21 protein-coding genes and 1 tRNA gene are annotated in these 19933 nt (G+C 71.1%); 15 read left to right on the top strand and 7 right to left on the bottom strand.

Translation table 11 applies throughout. The features are described from left to right. Nucleotides 1–35: 35 nt before the first annotated feature. The 4 genes from BJ986_RS15550 to BJ986_RS15535 form a co-directional block, all read right to left on the bottom strand. On the bottom strand, nucleotides 36–461 hold the full coding sequence (locus BJ986_RS15550) for an OsmC family protein (protein ID WP_179423171.1): 426 nt from the start codon (nucleotides 459–461) through the stop codon (nucleotides 36–38). A 135-nt stretch (nucleotides 462–596) separates the two neighbouring features. After that, nucleotides 597–1877 (bottom strand): HNH endonuclease signature motif containing protein, encoded by a 1281-nt coding sequence (locus BJ986_RS15545; RefSeq protein ID WP_179423169.1) that lies wholly within the window; start codon nucleotides 1875–1877, stop codon nucleotides 597–599. Nucleotides 1878–2019: 142 nt separating this feature from the next. Further along, nucleotides 2020–2676 (bottom strand): FMN reductase, encoded by a 657-nt coding sequence (locus tag BJ986_RS15540; protein ID WP_179423167.1) that lies wholly within the window; start codon nucleotides 2674–2676, stop codon nucleotides 2020–2022. Next, the gene (locus tag BJ986_RS15535; protein WP_179423165.1) at nucleotides 2673–3761 is read right to left on the bottom strand and encodes an LLM class flavin-dependent oxidoreductase; all 1089 of its coding nucleotides are present in this window, start codon (nucleotides 3759–3761) and stop codon (nucleotides 2673–2675) included. Before BJ986_RS15535 ends, BJ986_RS15540 begins: the two co-directional genes overlap by 4 nt. 153 nt (nucleotides 3762–3914) lie before the next feature. Here BJ986_RS15535 and BJ986_RS15530 point away from each other — a divergent pair, with 153 nt between their 5' ends. The 10 genes from BJ986_RS15530 to BJ986_RS15485 all read left to right on the top strand — a co-directional run bounded on the left by BJ986_RS15530 (nucleotide 3915) and on the right by BJ986_RS15485 (nucleotide 11014). After that, on the top strand, nucleotides 3915–4952 hold the full coding sequence (locus BJ986_RS15530; protein ID WP_179423163.1) for a chorismate-binding protein: 1038 nt from the start codon (nucleotides 3915–3917) through the stop codon (nucleotides 4950–4952). Then, nucleotides 4949–5791 (top strand): aminotransferase class IV, encoded by an 843-nt coding sequence (locus BJ986_RS15525; RefSeq protein ID WP_179423161.1) that lies wholly within the window; start codon nucleotides 4949–4951, stop codon nucleotides 5789–5791. The genes BJ986_RS15530 and BJ986_RS15525 overlap by 4 nt, the downstream gene beginning before the upstream one ends. Beyond that, nucleotides 5788–6207 (top strand): TIGR02611 family protein, encoded by a 420-nt coding sequence (locus tag BJ986_RS15520; RefSeq protein WP_179423159.1) that lies wholly within the window; start codon nucleotides 5788–5790, stop codon nucleotides 6205–6207. The genes BJ986_RS15525 and BJ986_RS15520 overlap by 4 nt, the downstream gene beginning before the upstream one ends. A gap of 110 nt (nucleotides 6208–6317) precedes the next feature. Then, a tRNA-Val gene (locus tag BJ986_RS15515) sits at nucleotides 6318–6394 on the top strand. A 51-nt stretch (nucleotides 6395–6445) separates the two neighbouring features. Further along, nucleotides 6446–7198, top strand: a complete 753-nt coding sequence (locus tag BJ986_RS15510) for a dienelactone hydrolase family protein (RefSeq protein ID WP_179423157.1) — start codon at nucleotides 6446–6448, stop codon at nucleotides 7196–7198. Between the two features lies 1 nt (nucleotide 7199). Beyond that, entirely contained in the window at nucleotides 7200–7460 is a 261-nt protein-coding gene (locus BJ986_RS15505; RefSeq protein ID WP_179423155.1) for a DUF6295 family protein, read from the top strand. A 3-nt stretch (nucleotides 7461–7463) separates the two neighbouring features. Next, nucleotides 7464–7805 carry an MOSC domain-containing protein gene (locus BJ986_RS15500; RefSeq protein WP_179423153.1) on the top strand — a complete coding sequence of 114 codons (342 nt, stop codon included), beginning with the start codon at nucleotides 7464–7466 and terminating at the stop codon, nucleotides 7803–7805. A gap of 94 nt (nucleotides 7806–7899) precedes the next feature. After that, entirely contained in the window at nucleotides 7900–9279 is a 1380-nt protein-coding gene (locus BJ986_RS15495; RefSeq protein WP_179423151.1) for an FAD-binding protein, read from the top strand. Next, on the top strand, nucleotides 9276–10595 hold the full coding sequence (locus BJ986_RS15490; RefSeq protein ID WP_337795430.1) for a class I SAM-dependent methyltransferase: 1320 nt from the start codon (nucleotides 9276–9278) through the stop codon (nucleotides 10593–10595). The genes BJ986_RS15495 and BJ986_RS15490 overlap by 4 nt, the downstream gene beginning before the upstream one ends. After that, nucleotides 10595–11014: a VOC family protein gene (locus BJ986_RS15485; protein WP_179423149.1), complete on the top strand. Its 420-nt coding sequence runs from the start codon at nucleotides 10595–10597 to the stop codon at nucleotides 11012–11014. Before BJ986_RS15490 ends, BJ986_RS15485 begins: the two co-directional genes overlap by 1 nt. A 1-nt stretch (nucleotide 11015) precedes the next feature. On the opposite strand, the gene BJ986_RS15480 is transcribed toward BJ986_RS15485, so the two are convergent. Further along, a complete protein-coding gene (locus tag BJ986_RS15480; RefSeq protein WP_179423147.1) occupies nucleotides 11016–12932 on the bottom strand; it encodes an acyl-CoA dehydrogenase family protein in 1917 nt (638 codons plus the stop codon). Beyond that, on the bottom strand, nucleotides 12929–13669 hold the full coding sequence (locus BJ986_RS16835; protein WP_179423145.1) for a TetR family transcriptional regulator: 741 nt from the start codon (nucleotides 13667–13669) through the stop codon (nucleotides 12929–12931). The genes BJ986_RS15480 and BJ986_RS16835 overlap by 4 nt, the downstream gene beginning before the upstream one ends. Before the next feature lie 87 nt (nucleotides 13670–13756). Here BJ986_RS16835 and BJ986_RS15470 point away from each other — a divergent pair, with 87 nt between their 5' ends. The 4 genes from BJ986_RS15470 to BJ986_RS15455 are packed head-to-tail and all read left to right on the top strand — an operon-like array spanning nucleotide 13757 to nucleotide 18542. Further along, nucleotides 13757–15070 (top strand): acetyl-CoA C-acetyltransferase, encoded by a 1314-nt coding sequence (locus BJ986_RS15470; protein ID WP_179423143.1) that lies wholly within the window; start codon nucleotides 13757–13759, stop codon nucleotides 15068–15070. Further along, nucleotides 15070–16413, top strand: a complete 1344-nt coding sequence (locus BJ986_RS15465) for a 3-oxoacyl-ACP reductase (protein WP_179423141.1) — start codon at nucleotides 15070–15072, stop codon at nucleotides 16411–16413. Before BJ986_RS15470 ends, BJ986_RS15465 begins: the two co-directional genes overlap by 1 nt. Nucleotide 16414: 1 nt before the next feature. Beyond that, nucleotides 16415–17266, top strand: coding sequence for a MaoC family dehydratase (locus tag BJ986_RS15460; RefSeq protein WP_179423968.1), 852 nt, complete (start codon nucleotides 16415–16417; stop codon nucleotides 17264–17266). A gap of 52 nt (nucleotides 17267–17318) precedes the next feature. Further along, complete coding sequence (locus BJ986_RS15455) at nucleotides 17319–18542, top strand: FUSC family protein (protein ID WP_179423139.1); 1224 nt, start codon at nucleotides 17319–17321, stop codon at nucleotides 18540–18542. A 20-nt stretch (nucleotides 18543–18562) separates the two neighbouring features. Here BJ986_RS15455 and BJ986_RS15450 read toward each other — a convergent pair whose 3' ends face one another. Further along, nucleotides 18563–19093 (bottom strand): GNAT family N-acetyltransferase, encoded by a 531-nt coding sequence (locus BJ986_RS15450; RefSeq protein ID WP_179423137.1) that lies wholly within the window; start codon nucleotides 19091–19093, stop codon nucleotides 18563–18565. A 114-nt stretch (nucleotides 19094–19207) separates the two neighbouring features. Here BJ986_RS15450 and BJ986_RS15445 point away from each other — a divergent pair, with 114 nt between their 5' ends. Further along, nucleotides 19208–19918, top strand: a complete 711-nt coding sequence (locus BJ986_RS15445; protein WP_179423135.1) for a GOLPH3/VPS74 family protein — start codon at nucleotides 19208–19210, stop codon at nucleotides 19916–19918. The last annotated feature ends 15 nt before the right edge of the window (nucleotides 19919–19933 follow it).

The following is a 19933-nucleotide window of genomic DNA, read 5'->3' as shown; positions in this document are numbered from 1 at the left end:
GGTCGCCACGAGGGCGGCCACCCGGCAGTGGCACATCAGCCCTTGAAGCTCGTCTCGAGCGTGATCGGGACGCTGAGTGCCTGGCTCACCGGGCACTTGACCTTGGCGTCCTGCGCGGCCTCCTCGAACTGCTCCGCGGTGATGCCCGGCACGGTGCCGACGACGGAGAGCGCGCTCCCCGTGATGCCGGTGCCCGGCTGGAACGTCACCGTGGCGGTGGTGTCCAACGAGGTCGGCGGGTTGCCCGCCTTGGCGAGCACGTTGGACAGGGCCATCGAGTAGCAGGTCGAGTGCGCGGCGGCGATGAGCTCCTCGGGGCTGGTCTTGCCGTTGGCCTCCTCGGCGCGCGAGGGCCACGACACGGCATACGTCCCGATCCCGGACGACTGGAGCTCGACCTGGCCCGAGCCCTCCATGAGCGAGCCCTCCCAGTGGGCGGATGCGGTGCGGGTGGTGGCCATGGGCACTCCTTGGTGAGGGGGACTGGTGAGGGGAGCCGCTGAACGGCGTGGGACTTGCACCCAATCTAGGCGCTGGCGCACGACACGCAACGGCTGGTCCACGGGGGGACATCCCCGGGCGTCGAAGGACGCGACCTAGTCCGCGGGGACAGCGTGCAGATGGGTGCGCGGCCACAGGTCGCGATCGGGTGGGATCTCGATGTCGGCCCAGCGAGCGCGCTCACCGGTGGGTGGTTGGTATGCCGCCGCGTCACCTGGCGGCCCAGCATCCGGTGATGGGGCCAGCTCGGCGGGGGACGGTGTCCGCACGGGGAAGCCGTAGCGGTTGGTCACGACGAGGCCGTCGGGTCGGGTGGGGTCGCCGCTGATCGTGAAGTCGCCGCGGTCGATGGCGTCGTGGTGGAACGGACACAGGCTGACCTGGTTGTCGTCGTCGGTCGCGCCGCCGGCCGCCCACGCCCGGAGGTGGTGGATCTCCACGAACCGGGTGGCCGTGCATCCGGGGAAGCGACAGCCGCGGTCTCGGTCCTCGATGAGCCTGCGGGACCGAGACGGCAGGATCCGCATGGCTCGGCCGACGCTGACCGGGCGGCCGTCGGTCTCCCAGACCGGCTGGACCACGCCGTCGGAGAGGAATCGCCCGAGCAGTCGCTGCGGAATCGCTCCGCCGTGGGTGACCCACGCCCCGTCGGTCGACAGGTGCAGGTAGACCCGGTAGTGGCTGGAGCGACTGGTCGACGTCACGCTGGACAACGCCCGGTGTGCGATCTCCTCGAGGGCGTCGCCGTAGGTGGGCGAGGCTGTCTCACCGGACTGCGCGATGAAGAGCGCGTCCTTGGCCTCCTTGAGGGCCTGCTCGACGAGCGCTCCGATCGGGGCCGGTGCGCTGTAGCGCAGCTGGAACCGGCCGTCGCGGTCGTAGTGCATGGACAGCTCGGGCTTGGCGCAGGCGCGGCGCTCCGACTCGCCCGAGCGCTCCGAGCCGTCGTCCTCGCCGCGGACCGCGAACGCGTGCTTGGCCACGGCGTGCCGCAGCTGTGGCACCGTCATGTGCAGCGCGAGCTCGCCGACCGAGCGCTGGTGCGACGCAGGGACGTGGTGGGCGACGACGGCGGCCTGGTCCAGCGACAGCGCGCCCGCAGCGACGGAGCGGGCCACCGATGGGAGCTCGGCTCGCCGCCGTGCGACAGCGACGACGTCTCGGGAGTGTGCCGGTGACAACCCCGCCCGGACGACGAAGTAGTGCTCGGGGGACCGGAACCCACCGTCGCCCCAGTGGTCGCCATCCATGAGCTCGGCGGCGAGGTCGACGAGCTCCGCGTGCGCCCGGTTCAGCCTGCCGGCCACCGCCGCGGTACGCGCCCAGAGGTCGCGCTGGACCCCGTCACGCTGCACGGCCACCGGACTGATCGACATACCACCATCGTACACCTGTTCGAATGCCGTGGCAAGAGCCTGCGCAGCGAATTGCGTTGCAGGGCAATGGATTACCTCGACGGAGTGCCGTCACCAAAGAGCAGGTGGGTGGCCGAGAGCGCCTGGCCGACACCTGCCGACCTCACCGGGCGAGGAGCTCCTCGAAGGGAACCGGGTCGGCGAGCTCGTCGACCCCGGCAGCCCCAGATGCCGAGGAGGCCGAGGACGGCGAAGATGCCCGCCCTGCCCTGGCGGCGACGAGCTCGGCAAGCTCGGTCGCGGCGACGGTGACCCGACTCGACAGGCCGGCATCCACGGCGCCGTTGCCCCAGTCCTCTGAGGCGGCGAAGACCCCGGTCGGCACGGTGACCGCCTTGAGGTAGGCGAACAGCGGACGCATCGCGTGCTCGAGGACGAGGGAGTGACGTGCCGTGCCGGCGGTCGCCCCCAGGAGCACGGGAGTGCCGCGCAGCGCTGAGTCGTCGAGGACGTCGATGAACGTCTTGAACAGTCCGCTGTAGGACGCCTGGAACACCGGCGTCACCGCGATGACGGCGTCTGCCTCACGGACGGCGTCGAGGGCACGACGCAACCCGCCGGTCGCGAAGCCGGTCAGCAGCGCGTTGGCCAGGTCGTGGGCGTGCTCCCGCAGGTCGACGAAGGTCACGTGCGACTCCTCGCCCAGCTCGAGCAGGGCGTCCTGGGTCGCCGTCGCGAGCCGCTCGGCGAGCAGCCTCGTACTGCTGGGCTGCCCCAGGCCCGCCTGCACCACGACGAGGCGACGAGCGGTGGTCGTCATCGGGTCACCTCCACTTTCGATGCGGCCAGACGGCTGGCGTGAGTGGGTGCGTCAGGCACGTGGGCCGGCTTGCGAGCCGCGGCGATCTTGCGCAGCTCGGGCACGACCTCGGTGCCGAGGATCTCGACCTGCTCCATCACGGTGCGGTGGGGGAGTCCTGCGTGGTCGAGGAGGAACAGCTGGCGCTGGTAGTCGCCGACGGAGTCGGCCATCGCGGCATACCGCTCGATGACCTGCTGTGGCGAGCCCACGGTGAGCGGTGTCTCGCGGGTGAACTCCTCGAGGGAGGGGCCGTGTCCGTAGACGGGCGCGTTGTCGAAGTAGGGGCGGAACTCGCGCACCGCGTCCTGGCTGTTGGCTCGCATGAACACCTGTCCGCCGAGCCCGACGATGGCCTGGTCCGCGGAGCCGTGACCGTAGTGCTCGAAGCGACGACGGTAGAGCGCCACCATCTGCTTGGTGTGCGACATCGGCCAGAAGATGTTGTTGTGGAAGAAGCCGTCGCCGTAGTAGGCGGCCTGCTCGGCGATCTCCGTGCTCCGGATGGAACCGTGCCAGACGAACGGGGGTATGCCGTCCAGCGGGCGCGGCGTCGCCGTGAACGACTGGAGGGGCGTGCGGTACTTGCCCTCCCAGGTGACGACGTCCTCGGTCCACAGGCGGCGCAGCAAGGCATAGTTCTCGATCGCGAGCGGGATGCCGTCGCGGATGTCCTTGCCGAACCACGGGTAGACCGGGCCGGTGTTGCCGCGGCCCATCATCAGGTCGACGCGGCCGTCAGCGAGGTGCTGCAACGTGGCGTAGTCCTCGGCGATCTTCACCGGGTCGTTGGTGGTGATCAGCGTCGTCGACGTCGACAGCAGGAGCCGGTCGGTCTGCGCCGCGATGAAGCCGAGCGTGGTGGTGGGGGAGGAGGGCACGAACGGCGGGTTGTGGTGCTCACCGGTGGCGAACACGTCGAGCCCCACCTGCTCGGCGTGGCGCGCGAGCTCGACGGTGTTCTTGATCCGTTCGTGCTCGCTGATGGTCGTGCCGGTGGTCGGGTCCATGGTCACGTCACCGACGGTGAAGATTCCGAACTGCATCGGGCTCGCGCTCCTCGGGAGGCTGGTAGGAAGTCGTTGCGAATTCAACTACATGAACCCGCGGAGGGCCACTTTCATTCCGATCGTGACCCCCGACCGCGACGCTCCGGGCGTTCGTCGCGGGTGACCGGAGGTCGCCCTAGGATCGCCCTCGTGGAGGCGGCGAACGGGCACGCACGGTTCGGCGGCCGGTACGCCACCCGCCCGGTGGAGGTGCGTCACGACCTGGCGTCCCTGGACGAGGGCTTCTGGGCCGTGGTGGCCGACTTCGAGGGGTCGGTCACTGCGGTGCGCTTCTCCCACGTGGACCGGGATGCAGCCCAGCGCGTGCCGCCCGTGCCCGCGGTGCCCTGGAGGCCACTACGCGGTGAGTGGTCCACGAGCCTGGACCAGGCGGCATACCTCGCTGGGGTGGGGGAGGTCCGCGACCGGATCGCGGCGGGCACGGTCTACCAGGTCAACCTCTGTCGGGTGCTGTCGCACGAGCTCCCCGAGGAGGCTGACCTCGAGGGGCTGGCGCAGCTCCTCGCGCGGGGGAACCCGGCACCGCACGCGGGGCGGATCTGGGTGCCGTCGGCGGGGCTCGACGTCGTGTCCGCGAGCCCCGAGGCGTTCCTGCTGCGCGACGGCGACCGGCTGGAGTCCCGACCGATCAAGGGCACCGCGACGAGCCTCGAGGCGATGCTGCCGAAGGACTACGCCGAGAACGTCATGATCGTCGACCTGGTGCGCAACGACCTCTCCCACGTCTGCAGGGAGGGCACGGTGCAGGTCGACCACCTCTGCCGCCCCGAGGAGCACCCGGGAATGGTCCACCTCGTGTCCGCGGTGTCGGGTGAGCTGCGCCCCGGGGTGCGCTGGCCCGAGGTGATGGCGGCGACGTTCCCCCCGGGCTCGGTGTCCGGGGCGCCGAAACACACCGCGCTGCAGGCCATCTCGGACCTGGAGACGGTGCCTCGGGGCCCGTACTGCGGCGCCATCGGCTGGATCGACGCAGACCACGGCACCGCGGAACTCGCCGTGGGCATCCGCTCGTTCTGGGCGGAACGGGACGAGGGCGGTCGTCGCCGGCTGCGGTTCGGCACCGGCGCCGGCATCACGTGGGGTTCGGATCCCGCGGGTGAGTGGGAGGAGACACGGGTGAAAGCAGCGCGACTCATCGGCCTGGCATCTGGGAGGGTGGAGGCATGAGCGAGGTCAGGGTGTGGGTCAACGGTCGGCTGACCGGACCGGACGAGCCGTCCATCTCGGCTCTCGACCACGGGGTGACGGTGGGCGACGGAGCCTTCGAGACCGCCAAGGTCGACCGCGGACGCGTGTTCGCGGCCACCCGGCACGCCCGTCGGCTGGACCGGACCCTCGCCGGCCTGGGTCTGCCGCCGGCCGACCACGACTACATCGCCGAGGGAGCCAAGGCCGTCCTGGCGGCCGGTGCCGAGATCGAGTTCGGCAGGTTGCGCTACTCCGTGACAGGGGGAGCCGGACCGCTGGGCTCGGACCGTGACGACAGCCCGCTCACCTACATCGTGACGGCCGGTTCGCAGCCGCGACCGCCCGCCAGTGCCTCGGTGGCGGTGGCGCCCTGGACCCGCAACGAGCGGTCCGCGGTGGCCGGTCTCAAGACGACCTCGTATGCCGAGAACGTGGTCGCCCTCGCCTACGCCAAGGAGCGTGGCGCGATCGAGGCCGTCTTCGCCAACACCCGGGGCGAGCTGTGTGAGTGCACCGGTTCGAACGTCTTCGTCGTCGTGGACGGGGCGATCCTCACCCCGCCGCTCGACTCGGGCTGTCTCGCAGGAATCACCCGCGAGGTCACCATCGAGTGGTGCCGCGAGGACGGCATGGACGTGCGGGAGCAGGCTCTGCCGCTCGACGTGCTGCGCGAGGCCGACGAGGTCTTCATCACGAGTAGCACCAAGGACGTGCTGGCCATCCACGGGGTCGACGACCGCTCGCTGGAGCCCGGCCCGGTCACGGCCAGGGCCGCTGCCGTCTTCGCCCGCCTGGGGGCCGAACGGCTGGACCCGTGACCGAGGAGAAGACCGAGCAGGAGTCCGACTGGGCCTGGCGGCGCCGGATCCGGTCCAACACGCACACCCACCGGATCTACAGGTGGGTCGTCGGGATCATCGGCGTGGCCGTCACGATCGGCGGCCTCATCCTCGTGCCCGCGCCCGGACCCGGCTGGGTCATCGTCTTCGTCGGTGTGGCGATCCTGGCGTCCGAGTTCGTGTGGGCCCAGGTCCTGCTGGCGTGGGGCAAGGCGCGCCTCGGGGACTGGAACGACTGGCTGGCCCCGAAGGCGCTGTGGTTCAAGGGCCTGGTCGGGCTCGCCACCCTCGCCGTCGTCCTGGCGGTCTTCTACGGGACGTTCCTGGTCTCCGGCGTCCCAGGGTTCATCCCCGACGTCGCGGAGAACCGGATCAGGGACCTGCCGGGGCTGTGACCCCGGCGCCGAGCCCCGGGCCGAGCCCGCGGACATACCCGGATTTCACCTGACCGACCCGATCCCGCTATTCTTCGGCAGGCCCGGACGTCACCAGTGACTCGGGCGCTGGACGTGTAGCTCAGTTGGTTAGAGCGTTCGCTTCACACGCGAGAGGCCAGGGGTTCGAGTCCCTTCACGTCCACCACGTACGACCTCCCTCCGAGCTCCCTGCGACCTTCAGGCATAGCATCGCGAGGTGAGCGACTCCCTCCATGCAACGACCGTCTCCCTGACCGGCGCCGACGGCGCCCAGGTCGAGGCCTACCTCGCCCGCCCGGACGAGCAGACCACCCGGGGCGGGGTCGTGGTGATCCACCACGTGCCGGGCTACGACCGGGCCACCAAGGAGATGGTGCGCCGTTTCGCCGAGCTCGGGTTCGACGCGATCTGTCCCAACCTGTACTCCCGCGAGGCACCGGGCGCCGACCCGTCCGACGCCGCGGCCACCGTGAGGGCGCAGGGTGGGGTGCCCGACGAACGGCTGGTCGCCGACGTCGGTGTCGCCGCGGCACACCTGCGCGAGCTGCCGAGCAGCAATGGCCGGGTGGGCGTCATCGGGCACTGCTCGGGGGGCCGACAGGCGGTCCTCGCGGCCTGCCGCCTCGACCTCGACGCAGCCGTCGACTGCTATGGCGCGTTCGTCACCGGGGAACCCCCGGCGGGCTACCCCCTCAAGGTCACGAACCTCGTCGACCTGTTGCCGTCCCTGGGGGCACCCCTGCTGGGACTCTTCGGTGTCGAGGACAAGACCCCGAGCCCGGACCACGTTGCGGAGCTGGACCAGCGCCTGACCGACCTGGACAAGCCGCACGAGTTCCACTCCTACGACGATGCGGGGCACGCGTTCTTCGCCGTGGACCGGCCCAGCTACCGGGTCGCCGCCGCCAATGACGGGTGGGACCGGGTCGCACGGTTCTTCGGGACCCACCTGGGCGAGCGGAAGGGCTGACATGTGCACCTATGCCACGGTGTCCGAGCAGGTCGACGGAAGCGCCAAGGGGCCGGGGGGTGAGTGGTTCCACGTCACGGATGCGACGGTCTACTACGACCACCCCGTGCATGCGCTGGCCGAGCACACCCTCAACATCGACCTGGCCGACCTGTCGCGGGGTCCCGGCGCGCGCGTCGCCGTCGAGCTGACCCGCGACTCCGCGACGCAGCTGGTCCGCGCGATCCAGACAGCCCTGGCCTCGGCACCCGAGGGCGTGTGACGAATGTCCGCCCAGGTCAACGAGATCCACATCTTCCCGGTCCAGGGAGCGCCGGGACGTGAGCTGCCCGCCTCGCTCGTGGAGGACGACGGGCTGGAGGGCGACCGTCGCAAGAAGGCCGCCGTGCAGGTGGTCGCCGCGCAGGACGTCCGGGCCGACACCCGCGCCAACCTCGTGGTGTCGCTCGGCTCTGACGAGCTCGCCGCGAGCATCGGGAAGGTGCTGCGCGTGGGTGCGGTCGAGCTGGACGTCACGGGCACGGCACGCAACTGCCCCGGGGTGTATGCCGCGGTGCGCCGGCCGGGAACGGTGCGGGTCGGCGACGACGTGGAGGTCGTCTCCTGACCAGGCCACGGCTGGACCCTTCCTGCGCCCGGCCGGATGTCCGCTGGGCGGTTATCGCGTGACGTCCGGCGTCTTCGCGGCATAGGGTCGAATCGTGCTGGGGCAGCTGGAGACGGGGACACACGAGCACGCCGTTCGACGGCTTGCGGAGAGCTATCGCGCCATCCCCGCCGACGCGCCCGTCAGGTTGGCCAAGAAGACGTCCAACCTCTTCCGCGCGCGAGCAGCCTCGCAGGCCCCAGGCCTCGACGTGTCGGGACTCGGCGGCGTGATCGAGGTCGACGTGCAGGCGCGCACCGCGGACGTCCAGGGCATGTGCACCTACGAGCACCTCGTCGACGCGACCCTGCCGCACGGTCTCGCGCCCCTGGTGGTGCCGCAGCTCAAGACGATCACGCTCGGCGGCGCCGTCACCGGGCTGGGCATCGAGTCGACCTCCTTCCGCAACGGGCTGCCCCACGAGTCGGTGCTCGAGATGGACATCCTCACCGGCTCGGGCGAGATCGTGACGGCGCGGCCGGAGGGCGAGCACGCAGATCTGTTCCACGGTTTCCCGAACTCCTACGGCACGCTCGGCTACGCGACCCGCCTGCGGATCGCCCTGGAGCCCGTCGAGCCGTTCGTGGCCCTGCGGCACCTGCGCTTCCACGACGTGGACTCGCTCGTCGAGGCCCTCGGTGCGATCAGCGAGACGGGCGAGCACGCCGGGGTGGCGGTCGACTACCTCGACGGGGTGGTCTTCTCGGCCACCGAGTGCTACCTCACCCTCGGCACCAAGACCGCGGAGCCCGGCCCGGTCAGCGACTACACCGGCCAGCAGATCTACTACCGCTCCATCCAGCACGACTCACCGCTGCCGAAGGTCGACCGCCTCACCATCCACGACTACCTCTGGCGGTGGGACACGGACTGGTTCTGGTGCAGCCGCGCATTCGGGGCCCAGGACCCTCGCCTGCGCCGACTCTGGCCGCGCCGCTACCGCCGCAGCTCGTTCTACTGGAAGCTCATCGCGCTCGACCACCGCTACTCGATCGCCGACCGGATCGAGGCCCGCAAGGGTCAGCCACCCCGCGAGCGGGTGGTCCAGGACATCGAGGTGCCCCTGGCGCGGACGGCCGAGTTCGTCCACTGGTTCCTGCGGGAGATCCCGATCGAACCGATCTGGCTGTGCCCGGTGCGCAGCGAGGGCTCCTGGCCGCTCTACCCGCTGCGCGCGGGCGAGACCTACGTCAACGTCGGCTTCTGGTCCAGCGTCCCGCGGGCTCCGGACGCGCCCGACGGTGCGGCCAACCGCCTCATCGAGGAGAAGGTGACCTCGCTCGACGGCCACAAGTCCCTGTACTCCGACGCCTACTACGACCAGGCCCAGTTCTGGAGGCTCTATGGCGGCGACACGTATGCCGAGCTGAAACGACGGTACGACCCCGACTCACGACTGCTCGATCTCTATTCCAAGGCGGTGCAACGCAAGTGACGATCCTCAGGACGAACCGGCCCGACTCCCAGCACGGTCCGCAGACCCCTGCACGACTCTCGATGGCCGAGATCTTCGAGGCGGTGTCTCCCGACGAGCTGGCGTTGCGCTTCACTGCCTTCGACGGGTCGGCCACGGGGCCGGAAGACGCGCCGTACGGCCTCAACCTCAAGACGCCCCGGGGGGCGAGCTACCTCGCGACGGCCCCGGGCGACCTCGGCATGGCCCGTGCCTACGTCTCGGGAGACCTGGACCTCGTGGGGGTCCACCCCGGAGATCCTTACGAGCTGCTCACCGCGATGGGTGACCTGCACTTCAAGATGCCCGCGCCCAGGACTGCTGCCGCCATTGCGCGTTCGCTCGGCATCGACCTGCTCAAGCCGCCGCCGCCCCCGCCGCAGGAGGCGCTGCCCCGGTGGCGTCGCGTCGCGGAAGGGCTGCGGCACAGCAAGGTCCGCGATGCGGAGGCGATCCACCACCACTACGACGTGTCCAACGCGTTCTACGAGTACGTCCTCGGCCCGTCGATGACCTACACGTGCGCCTGCTACCCGCACGACGGCGCGACCCTCGAGGAGGCCCAGGAGAACAAGTACCGCCTCGTCTTCGAGAAGCTGCGGCTCAAGGAGGGCGACCGGCTCCTCGACATCGGGTGTGGCTGGGCGGGCATGGTCCGGTATGCCGCTCGGCGCGGGGTCCGGGTCATCGGGGCGACCCTCTCGGCCGAGCAGGCGGCCTGGGGGCAGGAGGCGATCCGTCGTGAGGGTCTGCAGGACCTGGCGGAGGTGCGCCACAGCGACTACCGCGACGTCGTCGAGACCGGCTTCGACGCGGTGTCGTCGATCGGGCTGACCGAGCACATCGGGGTGCGCAACTACCCCGCCTACTTCGGCTTCATCAAGGACCGGCTGCGCACCGGGGGACTGCTCCTCAACCACAGCATCACGCGGCCGGTGAACCGCCGGATGCCGACGGGCGCGTTCATCGACCGCTACGTCTTCCCCGACGGGGAGCTCACCGGTTCGGGGACGATCATCACGGCGGCCCAGAACGCGGGGCTGGAGGTCCGTCACGAGGAGAACCTCCGCGAGCACTACGTCCGCACCCTGGCCGGCTGGTGCGCCAACCTGCGGGACAACTGGGACGCCTGCGTCGACGAGGTCGGAGAGGCCACCGCGCGGGTCTGGGGCCTGTACATGGCCGGCTCGCGGATCGGCTTCGAGCGCAACAGCATCGAGCTCCACCAGGTCCTCGCGGTCAAGCTCGACGAGCGCGGGGGAGCGGGGCTCCCGCTGCGTCCCTGGTGGAACGGCTAGTGCAGCAACGGGTCTCGCTGGTCACGCTCGGGGTCGCGGACCTCGAGCGGGCCGAGCGCTTCTACACCGCGCTCGGCTGGGAGCGGGGCAACGACGAGCCCGAGGTGGTGTTCTTCCAGTGCGGCGGCCTCGTCGTGGCCCTCTGGGACCGCGGCTCGCTGGCCGCGGACTCGGCGGTCGAGGACACCGGTGGCTGGGGCGGGGTGACGCTCGCGCTCAACGTCCGCAGTGCCGACGAGGTCGACGAGGTGCTCGCCGAGGCGGCGGCAGCCGGGGCCGTCATCGGACGTCCGGGCGCGGAGACCTTCTGGGGCGGCTACTCGGGGATCTTCGTGGACCCGGACGGCCATCCGTGGGAGGTCGCGCACAACCCGTTCTGGACGGTGACGGACGACGGCCGCACCCTGCTGCGCGGCTGACTCACTCGATCGGCGCCAGCAGCTCGGTGCCCAGCCACCGCCGCGGGATGCCGAACGCGTCGACTAGGTCCTGGGCGTGCGGTCGCAGGGTCGCGCAGAGCTCGTTGACCGCTGCCGTGACCTGCTTGCTGCGCGCCGGCGTGATGCGGCCGTGCTCCAGGAACCAGCCCTTGCCGGCCTCGATGTTGCTGAGTGCGTAGAGGTCGCAGACCTGGTGGAGCATCTGCGCGGCGGACTCGTCCTCGCAGGCGTCGATGGCTGCGACGAACGACTCGAGGATGGTCCGGTCGACATGGGCGCGGGCCGCCGCGATGACGTGGTCCTGGGCTTCGTTGAAGACCGTGAAGGCGTCCGCGCCCGCGGCACCGGCCTTGCGCAGCCGCAGGGCGAGGGTCTCGAGCAGGTGCTTCTCGCGGTCCTCGAAGAGCTCGAGCTGCCAGCCGCGGTCGGTCGGGCCCGTCTCGCTGTCGCGGCCCGGTGCGGTCGCGATGAGGCGCTGGATGAGCCCGCGCGCCGCGGTGCGCTCGATGACCGCCCCGGCGAACTGTCGAGCGCCGAACTTGACCATGCCCAGCGTGTCGAGGTCGCCGAAGGCGTCGCGGTAGTCGGTGAGCAGTCCCTTGGCGACCAGCTGGAGCAGCACCGTGTTGTCGCCCTCGAAGGTCGTGAACACGTCGGTGTCGGCCTTGAGGGCCGGGAGGCGGTTGACGGCGAGGTAGCCGGCGCCGCCACACGCCTCGCGACAGGTCTGGATCGTCGCTGTCGCGTGCGCCGTGGCGACGGCCTTGATGCCGGCCGCCCGGGACTCGAGCTCGCGCTGCTGGTGCTCGTCTGCCTCGTCCTGCGCGGTCAGGACCTCGTGCATGAGCTCCACCAGCTGGTTCTGCGCGAACTGCAGGGCGTAGGACGTGGCCAGCGCGGGGAGCAGCTTGCGCTGGTGCACCCGGTAGTCGAGCAGGATCACCTCGTCGTCGCTGCCGGGAGCCGCGAACTGACGGCGGTGACGGGCATACGTGACGGCCAGCGTGAGCGCGCTGCGCGTGGCAGCGCCGGCGCCCCCCGCCACGCTGATCCGGCCGCGGACCAGGGTGCCGAGCATCGTGAAGAACCGCCGGGTCGGGTTCTCGATGGGCGAGGTGTACGTGCCGTGCTCGTCGATGTCGCCGTACCGGTTCAGCAGGTTGGTCCGCGGCACGCGCACGTGGTCGAACGTGAGCCTGCCGTTGTCGACCCCGGGCAGCCCGGCCTTGGCACCGCAGTCGCCGATCGTCACGCCGGGCATCGCCGCGCCGGACTCGTCACGGATGGGCACGAGGACGCAGTGGACGCCGTGGCTCTCGCCGCCGGTGACCAGCTGCGCGAAGACCGCCGCCATCCGCCCGTCCCGGGCGGCGCCGCCGATGTAGTCCTTGCGGGACCGCCGGTCCGGGGTGTGGACGACGAGCTCGTCGGTCTCGGGGTCGTAGGTCGCGGTGGTGCCCAGCGACTGCACGTCGGAGCCATGGCCCGTCTCCGTCATCGCGAAGCAGCCGGGCAGGCTCGCGTCGATGATCGACGGCAGGTATGCCGTGTGGTGCCGTTCGGTACCCAGGTTCGCGACCGCACCGCCGAACAGACCCCAGTGCACCCCCGCCTTGACCATCAGGGACAGGTCGGCATGTCCCAGCAGCTCGAACGCGGTCACCGAGCCGCCGAGGTCGCCGGTGCCGCCCATCGAGATCGGGAAACCCCGCTTGGCGTGGCCCGTCGCAGCGAGGGACTGGACCTGGTCGGCGATCCTGGCGCGGTAGGACTCGAGGTCCAGGGGCTCGCTGGGCGGTGCGAACCGGTCGGGGTCGAGGTCGGTGCGCGCCTCGTCGCGGATCGCGGCCCAGCGACCGTCGAGGCTCTTCTGGAGCGCGGTGGCGAGGGTGGTCATGAGTCCTCCTGCGGGGTGGTCACGGTGTCGTCCGGCCAGGCGGCGGACAAGCCGCCCCAGGCCAGGTCGGTGAGGTGTTCGGTGAGCTCCTGGCGGCTCATCGCCGAGTCGGTGAGCCAGCGGTCCGCGGCGGCCCGCACCATGCCGACCAGGCCGGCACCCCAGACGGGAGCGGGGGCCGTGCTGCGACCGGTGCGGCGCAGCGCCTCGGTGAGGACTGCCGTCATCTCGGCGGCGATGTGGTCCGTCACCGTCGCGGCGGGGTCGCCGGCGGTCTGGTCCAGCAAGGGTGCCGTCACGACGAACCGGTACACCTCGGGGTCCTTCTCGACCAGCGTCAGGTAGGCGTCGATCGCACCCGCGATCAGCGCCCGCGGTGTGGACTGCGCCGCGGTCAGGTCGCCACCGGCGTGGCCGGTGGCGAGGGCGAGGTTGCGCAGGATCAGGGCGTCGACGCTCGCGCAGACCTCGGCATACAGGCCCTGCCGGTCGCTGAAGTGGCGGTACACCACTGTCTTCGAGGTGCCGGCGACGGCGGCGATGTCGTCCATGCCGACCCCGGCCCCGTGCTGGCGGATCGCCCGCAGCGTGGCGTCGACGAGCTCCCGGCGACGGGTCGCCCGGTGCTGCTCCCAGCGGGTGCTGCGGCCGTCAGGGCTCGGGGCAGGGGGCTTCGCGGTCGCCCTCCTGCGCGCCTTCGCGGGCGGCTTTGCCGTCGCCTTCGTGGTCGTGGTCACAGGTCGGACAGTAGCAGGTACTCGGTGTACCTGCTACTGTCCGTACTAGTTACCTGTCGCACAGTCCGACCGATCCCAGGAGTACTCGTGGCCACCTCGTCCCAGCCCGCCCGCTCGTCCGGACAGCCGCGTCGCGCCGCCGTCCTCGGCGGCAACCGCATCCCGTTCGCGCGGCAGAACGCCGCCTATGCCAAGGCCACCAACCAGGACATGCTGACCGCGGCGATCGAGGGCCTGGTGGCCCGGCACGGCCTCGCGGGGGAGCAGGTCGGCGAGGTCGCCGCCGGTGCCGTGCTCAAGCACTCGCGTGACTTCAACCTCACCCGCGAGTCCGTCCTCGGTTCGAGCCTGGCGCCCACCACCCCTGCCTACGACGTCCAGCAAGCCTGCGGCACCGGCCTCGAAGCTGCCATCCTCGTGGCCAACAAGATCGCCCTCGGCCAGATCGACTCGGGGATCGCCGGTGGCACCGACACCGCGTCCGACGCGCCCATCGCGGTGAACGAGGGGCTGCGTGAGACGCTGCTCAGCCTCAACCGGGCCCGGACCCCGGGCCAGCGGGCCAAGGCCCTGGCCGGGCTGCGCCCCGCCCAGCTGGTCCCTGAGATCCCGCGCAACGTCGAACCCCGCACCGGCCTGTCGATGGGCGAGCACATGGCCCAGACGGCCAAGCAGTGGGGCATCACCCGAGAGGCCCAGGACGAGATCGCCGCCGCATCGCACCACAACCTGGCCGCTGCCTACGAGCGTGGCTTCTTCGACGACCTGATGACGCCGTTCCTGGGGCAGACCCGCGACCAGAACCTGCGCGCCGACTCCACCGTCGAGAAGCTGGCCACCCTCAAGCCGGTGTTCGGCAGGGGAGAGGGCGCGACCATGACGGCGGGCAACTCCACACCCCTCACCGACGGCGCCTCCGCGGTGCTGCTCGGGTCCGACGAGTGGGCCGCCGAGCACGGGCTCCCCGTCCTGGCCCACCTCGTGGACGCCCAGACCGCGGCGGTCGACTACGTCACCGGCAACGAAGGGCTCCTGATGGCCCCGGCCTACGCACTGCCGCACCTGCTCGAGCGCCAGGGCATGAAGCTCCAGGACTTCGACCTCGTCGAGATCCACGAGGCGTTCGCGGCGACGGTGCTCACGACGCTCGCCGCCTGGGAGAGCGAGGAGTTCTGCCGCGACCGGCTGGGGCTGGATGCACCGATCGGCGCCCTGGACCGCACCAAGCTCAACGTCAACGGCTCCTCCCTGGCCGCCGGACACCCCTTCGCCGCGACGGGGGGCCGCATCGTCGCCTCCCTCGCGAAGATGTTGCACGAGAAGGGATCTGGCGCACGCGGCCTCATCTCGATCTGTGCCGCGGGCGGCCAGGGCGTCATGGCGATCCTCGAGGCAGCCTGATGGCCGGCACCTACGCGGGCCTCGTCAACAGCGCGGTGGGCAAGAAGCTGGCGACCCAGCTCGGCCTGCCCCGTCCCACCAGGCTGCGCCGGTATGCCGCGGACGAGCCCCTGATCGACGGCGCAGTCCTCGTCGGAGGGCTGGGCGCCGCCCCGGTGGCGACGCGGGTGCGTGCCCTGCTGGCCGGCGAGGGGATCGACATCGTCGACGAGCTGGTGGAGGGGGAGCGGGTGGCGGCGGTCGTCGCCGACCTGACCGAGGCGTCCGAGCCGACCGACCTCGACACCCTGCGCACCCTGGTTGCTCCGGCCCTGAAGGCCCTGCGCCCCAGCGGTCGGGTCGTCGTCATCGGCCGGGACCCGGGCAGCGCCAACGGTTTCGCGCAGGCCGCGACGCGGCGAGCGCTCGAAGGGATCACCCGCTCGATCGGCAAGGAGCTCCGGGCCGGAGCCACCGCCAACCTCGTCCTCGTCAGGGACGGCGGCGAGGCCAACGTCGACGCGACGCTGCGCTTCCTGCTGTCGGGCCGCTCGGCCTACGTCGACGGACAGGTGGTCCGCGTGGGTGCGGGCTCACCGACCGAACCGGCTGACTGGTCGAAGCCCCTGGCGGGCAAGGTGGCCGTGGTCACCGGTGCGGCCCGCGGGATCGGTGCGTCCATCGCCGAGGTGCTGGGCCGGGACGGCGCCACGGTCGTGTGCGTCGACATCCCCGGGGGCGGCGACTCCCTGGCGCGGACCGCCAACCGGGTCGGCGGCACGGCCCTCCAGCTGGACGTGACCGCCGAGGACGCGGGCCGGCGCATCCTCGACCACGCCACGAGCCGCCACGGTGGGCTCGACATCGTCGTGCACAACGCCGGGATCACTCGCGACAAGCTGCTCGCCAACATGGACCCGCAGCGCTGGGCCTCGGTCCTCGATGTCAACCTCGGGTCGATCCTGCGCATGAACGAGGTCCTGCTGGCCGACGGGGGTGTCCGCGACGGCGGCCACGTGGTCCTCGTCTCCTCGATCGCGGGCATCGCCGGCAACCGCGGACAGACCAACTACGGCGCCTCCAAGGCGGGGGTGATCGGGCTCGTGGACGCGATGTCGGCCGACCCGGCCCTGCGGTCGCGGGGCATCACCGTCAACGCCGTGGCGCCCGGGTTCATCGAGACCGAGATGACCGCCAAGGTGCCGTTCGCCACGCGTGAGGTGGGCCGGCTGCTGAACTCCCTCAGCCAGGGCGGTCTGCCGGTCGACGTCGCCGAAACGATCGCCTGGTTCAGCCAGGACGCCAACGCCGGGGTCACCGGCAACGTCGTCCGGGTCTGTGGCCAGAGCCTGCTGGGTGCCTGACATGACGGTGCGGACGCTGACCGAATCCCCTTCGCTGGCAGCGCTCTTCGCCCGGGCCGCGCTCACCCAACGCGGCCGCCGCGGCGACCTGCCAGACGTCGTCCTGCGCCGGGAGCAGGTGGTCGTGGACCGCGACCACCTGCTGGCCTACGACAGGGTCTGTGGGTTCACCGGCGGCGACGTCCTGCCGCACACCTACCCGCACGTCCTCGGGTTCCCACTCCAGGTCGCGCTGATGGCTGACCGGTCGTTCCCTCTCCCGTTGCCCGGTCTGGTGCACCTGGAGAACCAGATCACCGTCCACCGGCGCCTGACCGCCGACGACCGGCTCACGATCTCGGTGCACGCGCAGGACCTGCGACCGCACCCCAAGGGCCGGCTCGTGGACCTGGTGACCGAGGTGGAGGTCGACGGCGCGCGGGTCTGGGACGGACGGAGCACCTACCTGCGGCGAGGGCATGGCTCACCCGACGCCCCCGCGGCCCCCGCGGCGCCGACCCTGCCATCCGGCGAGCCCGCCGGAATCATCCGCGTCCCGGAAGGGCAGGGCCGGGCGTATGCCGCCGTGTCCGGCGACATGAACCCGATCCACCTGCACGCGCTGAGTGCCAGGGCCATGGGCTTTCCTCGCGCCATCGCCCACGGCATGTGGACCGCCGCGCGCACGCTGGCCGCCCTCGAGCCTCGAGGCAACGACGCGTCGACCTCGCACGTGTGGTTCGCCAAGCCGGTCTTCCTGCCGAGCACGGTGGAGCTCGTGGTGGACGACCGGGAGCGGGTGGTCGTGGCCGGGCTTCGCTCGACGAAGGCCCCGGCCACACCGCACCTGACGTTGACCCTCGCGCCCCGCTGAGCCTCGGAGGGCGTCTTGGTGCAGGCCTGACGGGGCACCTAGTGTCGTCGGGATGGAACCCACTCCCGAGCGCTCGTCATCGGTGTCGTGGCTGCAGTCGGGCCGCCTTGCGGGGCTCAGCTGGGTCCGAGCGGTGCGCGAGGCAGTCCGGCACAACGGGCCCGAGCGTGATGCAGCCCTCCTGATGGGCAAGGCGGCCCTGGCGACGGTGCTCGCCTGGCAGTTCGCGGTGCACGTGATGCACAGCCCGTCACCCTTCTACGCACCGATGGCCGCGTTGCTCGTGGTCGACCGCACGATGGTCCGGTCGCTGGGCGCCAGCGTGCAGCGAGTGCTGGCGGTCGTGGTCGGGATGAGTGTCGCGTGGCTCGTGGGCTCCTGGCTCGGCGTCCACTGGTGGAGCATGCTTCCGGTCATCTACCTGGCGCTGATCATGGCCCGGTGGAGACGCCTGGGTGACCACGGGATCCAGGTCCCGTCCATGGCTCTGCTGTCCCTGTTGACCGTCGGCGGGACGAATGTCGATTTCACCTACCTCACCATCGTGGAGACGCTGGTCGGTGGCGTCATCGGTGTGCTCACCAACGCCATCGTCCTGGCCCCGTTGCACATCCAGCAGCCGCGCGAACAGATCAGGGCCTTGACGAGGAAGGTGTGCCTGCTGCTGAACGACATGGCCGCAGGGCTGCGCGAGGGCTGGGACAGCGACATGGCCCACCAGTGGTACGACACCAGCACCGAGATCATCCAGCTGGCGCCGGCGATCCAGACCGCGATCGAGACCGGGCGGGAGAGCACCAAGTTCAACCCGCGGGACAACCTTCGGCGGCTCGAGGTCGACTGGGCCGGCTACGCCCACACGGTCGAGGCGGTCAGGCGCAGCCAGTGGCAGGTCTCCGGGATCGCCCGCACGCTCGTCGACGCTGCGGACGAGAACGAGGCCCAGCCCGCACCGACACAGCGGTTCCTCGAGAGCTACGCGCAGGTCCTGGACGAGGTCGCCGGGGCCATCGGCCACTTCGGGCTGCCGGACGACGCCGAGCGGGAGGTCGTGGCCACCTACCTGCGGACGGCGAACGAGATCATCGACCGGCTGGGCAACGAGGTCCGCGCCGCCGACCTCGAGGACCCACAGGCCTGGCCGGCGTACGGCGCGATGCTCCTCGACGCTCAGCGACTGATCCGTGAGCTCGAGGTGCACAGCCACAGGGCGGTCATGCCCACCGACAGTGGCCCCATCCGCAAACCTGCGCGCCGCATCGTCGGACGCGCCTGACCGACCGACCTGACCGACCGTCAGGACGATGCCTGGGGCGCTGGGGTCAGCCGCTTGGCGAAGTACCGGGCGAGGTCCGAGCTGGCGTAGTGCCCGAACCGCACCGTCGGCTCGTAGCCGCTGGCCTCGTAGAGGGCGATGGCGTCGGGCTGCATCAGGCCGGTCTCGAGGACGAGCACCTCGGCGCCTGCCTCGCGGGCGGTGTCCTCCAGGAAGGTGAGGATCCGGCGGGCATGGCCCTGGCGCCTTCCGGGCGGCGCGACATACATCCGCTTGATCTCGGCCACGAGCGCCCCGCCGAACAGCTCGGTCAGGTCGGGCCGATGGCGCCAGCCGCCCATGGCGACGTCCTGGCCGTCGATGGTGCCGAGGGCGAACAGGCCGCGGGGTGGCTCGAACTCGGTGGGGTCCACGGGCGACCTGTCGGGGCCGCCGTAGATGACGACGTAGTGGGCCTGCACCTCGTCGACGAGCCGCTGGACCCGCGGATCTGCGAACGGGACTGTCGAGACCGCCAACCGACCAGGCCCCGGTGGCTTCAGCGGTGACATGCCTCCATCGAACCCCATCACCTGCTCGAGCCGAGAGGGGGCCACACAGCACGGGGGCGGAAGCACGGGCGCAGAAGCACAGACGCGAGGGGACCCGCTTCGTACGATGGCCGCATGACGACGCGCCCGCTGACCGCCGAGTTCCTCCTGCTCGCCCTGGACGACGAGTCCGGCAGGCCTCTTGTCGACAGCACCAAGCTCAAGGCGGCCGTGGCCGGCGCCGCGATCGTCGACCTGACCTTCGACGGGGTGCTGCGGCTGACCGAACCGGGTGACCCGGAGTACAAGCCCGGTCGGCTGGTCCGCGCAACCAAGACCGTGGCCGTGGCAGACCCCCGCCTCGCCGAGGTGGCCGAGCTGGCCCACAACCGCAAGCCCAAGGACGCGGTCGGCCGGATCGGGGGCATGAGCGCCTGGAAGGACAGGGCCGGAGGTCTCAAGGACGCTGTCCTCGGCGACCTGGCTGCCGAGGGGGTCCTCACCCACCGGCAGGGCAAGGTCCTCGGCGTGTTTCCCACCCACGCGTGGCTGCTCGCACGGCCCGAGGTCGAGCGCGAGATCCGCGACAGGGTGTATGCCGCCGTGGTGACCGGCACGAAGCCCGACGCGCGGACCTCTGCCCTGGTCGCCCTGCTGCACGCCGTCGACCTGCTGCCCAAGCTCTTCCCGGACCAGCCCAGGCGCGAGCTGCGTGCCCGGGGCAAGGCGGTCGCCGACGCGGAGTGGGGCGCCGAGGCCGTGCGCAAGGCCGTCCAGGACGTCCAAGCGGCCGTCACGGCGGCGATCGTGGCGTCCACCGTGGCCGCCACCACCGGGACCGGCTGAGCAGGACCGGATGGG

It is taken from the genome of Pedococcus badiiscoriae, assembly GCF_013408925.1.
GTDB classification, from domain to species: Bacteria; Actinomycetota; Actinomycetes; order Actinomycetales; family Dermatophilaceae; genus Pedococcus; species Pedococcus badiiscoriae.
The sequence above is the reverse complement of the archived record's forward strand: the minus strand, read 5'-3'. Positions and strand labels throughout refer to the sequence as shown.

Bases quoted from the DNA above. Each gene is read 5' to 3' on its own strand.
- BJ986_RS15550 (WP_179423171.1), bottom strand. From the start codon at position 461: ATGGCCACCACCCGCACCGCATCCGCCCACTGGGAGGGCTCGCTCATG.
- BJ986_RS15545 (WP_179423169.1), bottom strand. From the start codon at position 1,877: ATGTCGATCAGTCCGGTGGCCGTGCAGCGTGACGGGGTCCAGCGCGAC.
- BJ986_RS15540 (WP_179423167.1), bottom strand. From the start codon at position 2,676: ATGACGACCACCGCTCGTCGCCTCGTCGTGGTGCAGGCGGGCCTGGGG.
- BJ986_RS15535 (WP_179423165.1), bottom strand. From the start codon at position 3,761: ATGCAGTTCGGAATCTTCACCGTCGGTGACGTGACCATGGACCCGACC.
- BJ986_RS15525 (WP_179423161.1), top strand. From the start codon at position 4,949: ATGAGCGAGGTCAGGGTGTGGGTCAACGGTCGGCTGACCGGACCGGAC.
- BJ986_RS15505 (WP_179423155.1), top strand. From the start codon at position 7,200: ATGTGCACCTATGCCACGGTGTCCGAGCAGGTCGACGGAAGCGCCAAG.
- BJ986_RS15500 (WP_179423153.1), top strand. From the start codon at position 7,464: ATGTCCGCCCAGGTCAACGAGATCCACATCTTCCCGGTCCAGGGAGCG.
- BJ986_RS15480 (WP_179423147.1), bottom strand. From the start codon at position 12,932: ATGACCACCCTCGCCACCGCGCTCCAGAAGAGCCTCGACGGTCGCTGG.
- BJ986_RS15465 (WP_179423141.1), top strand. From the start codon at position 15,070: ATGGCCGGCACCTACGCGGGCCTCGTCAACAGCGCGGTGGGCAAGAAG.
- BJ986_RS15460 (WP_179423968.1), top strand. From the start codon at position 16,415: ATGACGGTGCGGACGCTGACCGAATCCCCTTCGCTGGCAGCGCTCTTC.
- BJ986_RS15455 (WP_179423139.1), top strand. From the start codon at position 17,319: ATGGAACCCACTCCCGAGCGCTCGTCATCGGTGTCGTGGCTGCAGTCG.
- BJ986_RS15450 (WP_179423137.1), bottom strand. From the start codon at position 19,093: ATGTCACCGCTGAAGCCACCGGGGCCTGGTCGGTTGGCGGTCTCGACA.
- BJ986_RS15445 (WP_179423135.1), top strand. From the start codon at position 19,208: ATGACGACGCGCCCGCTGACCGCCGAGTTCCTCCTGCTCGCCCTGGAC.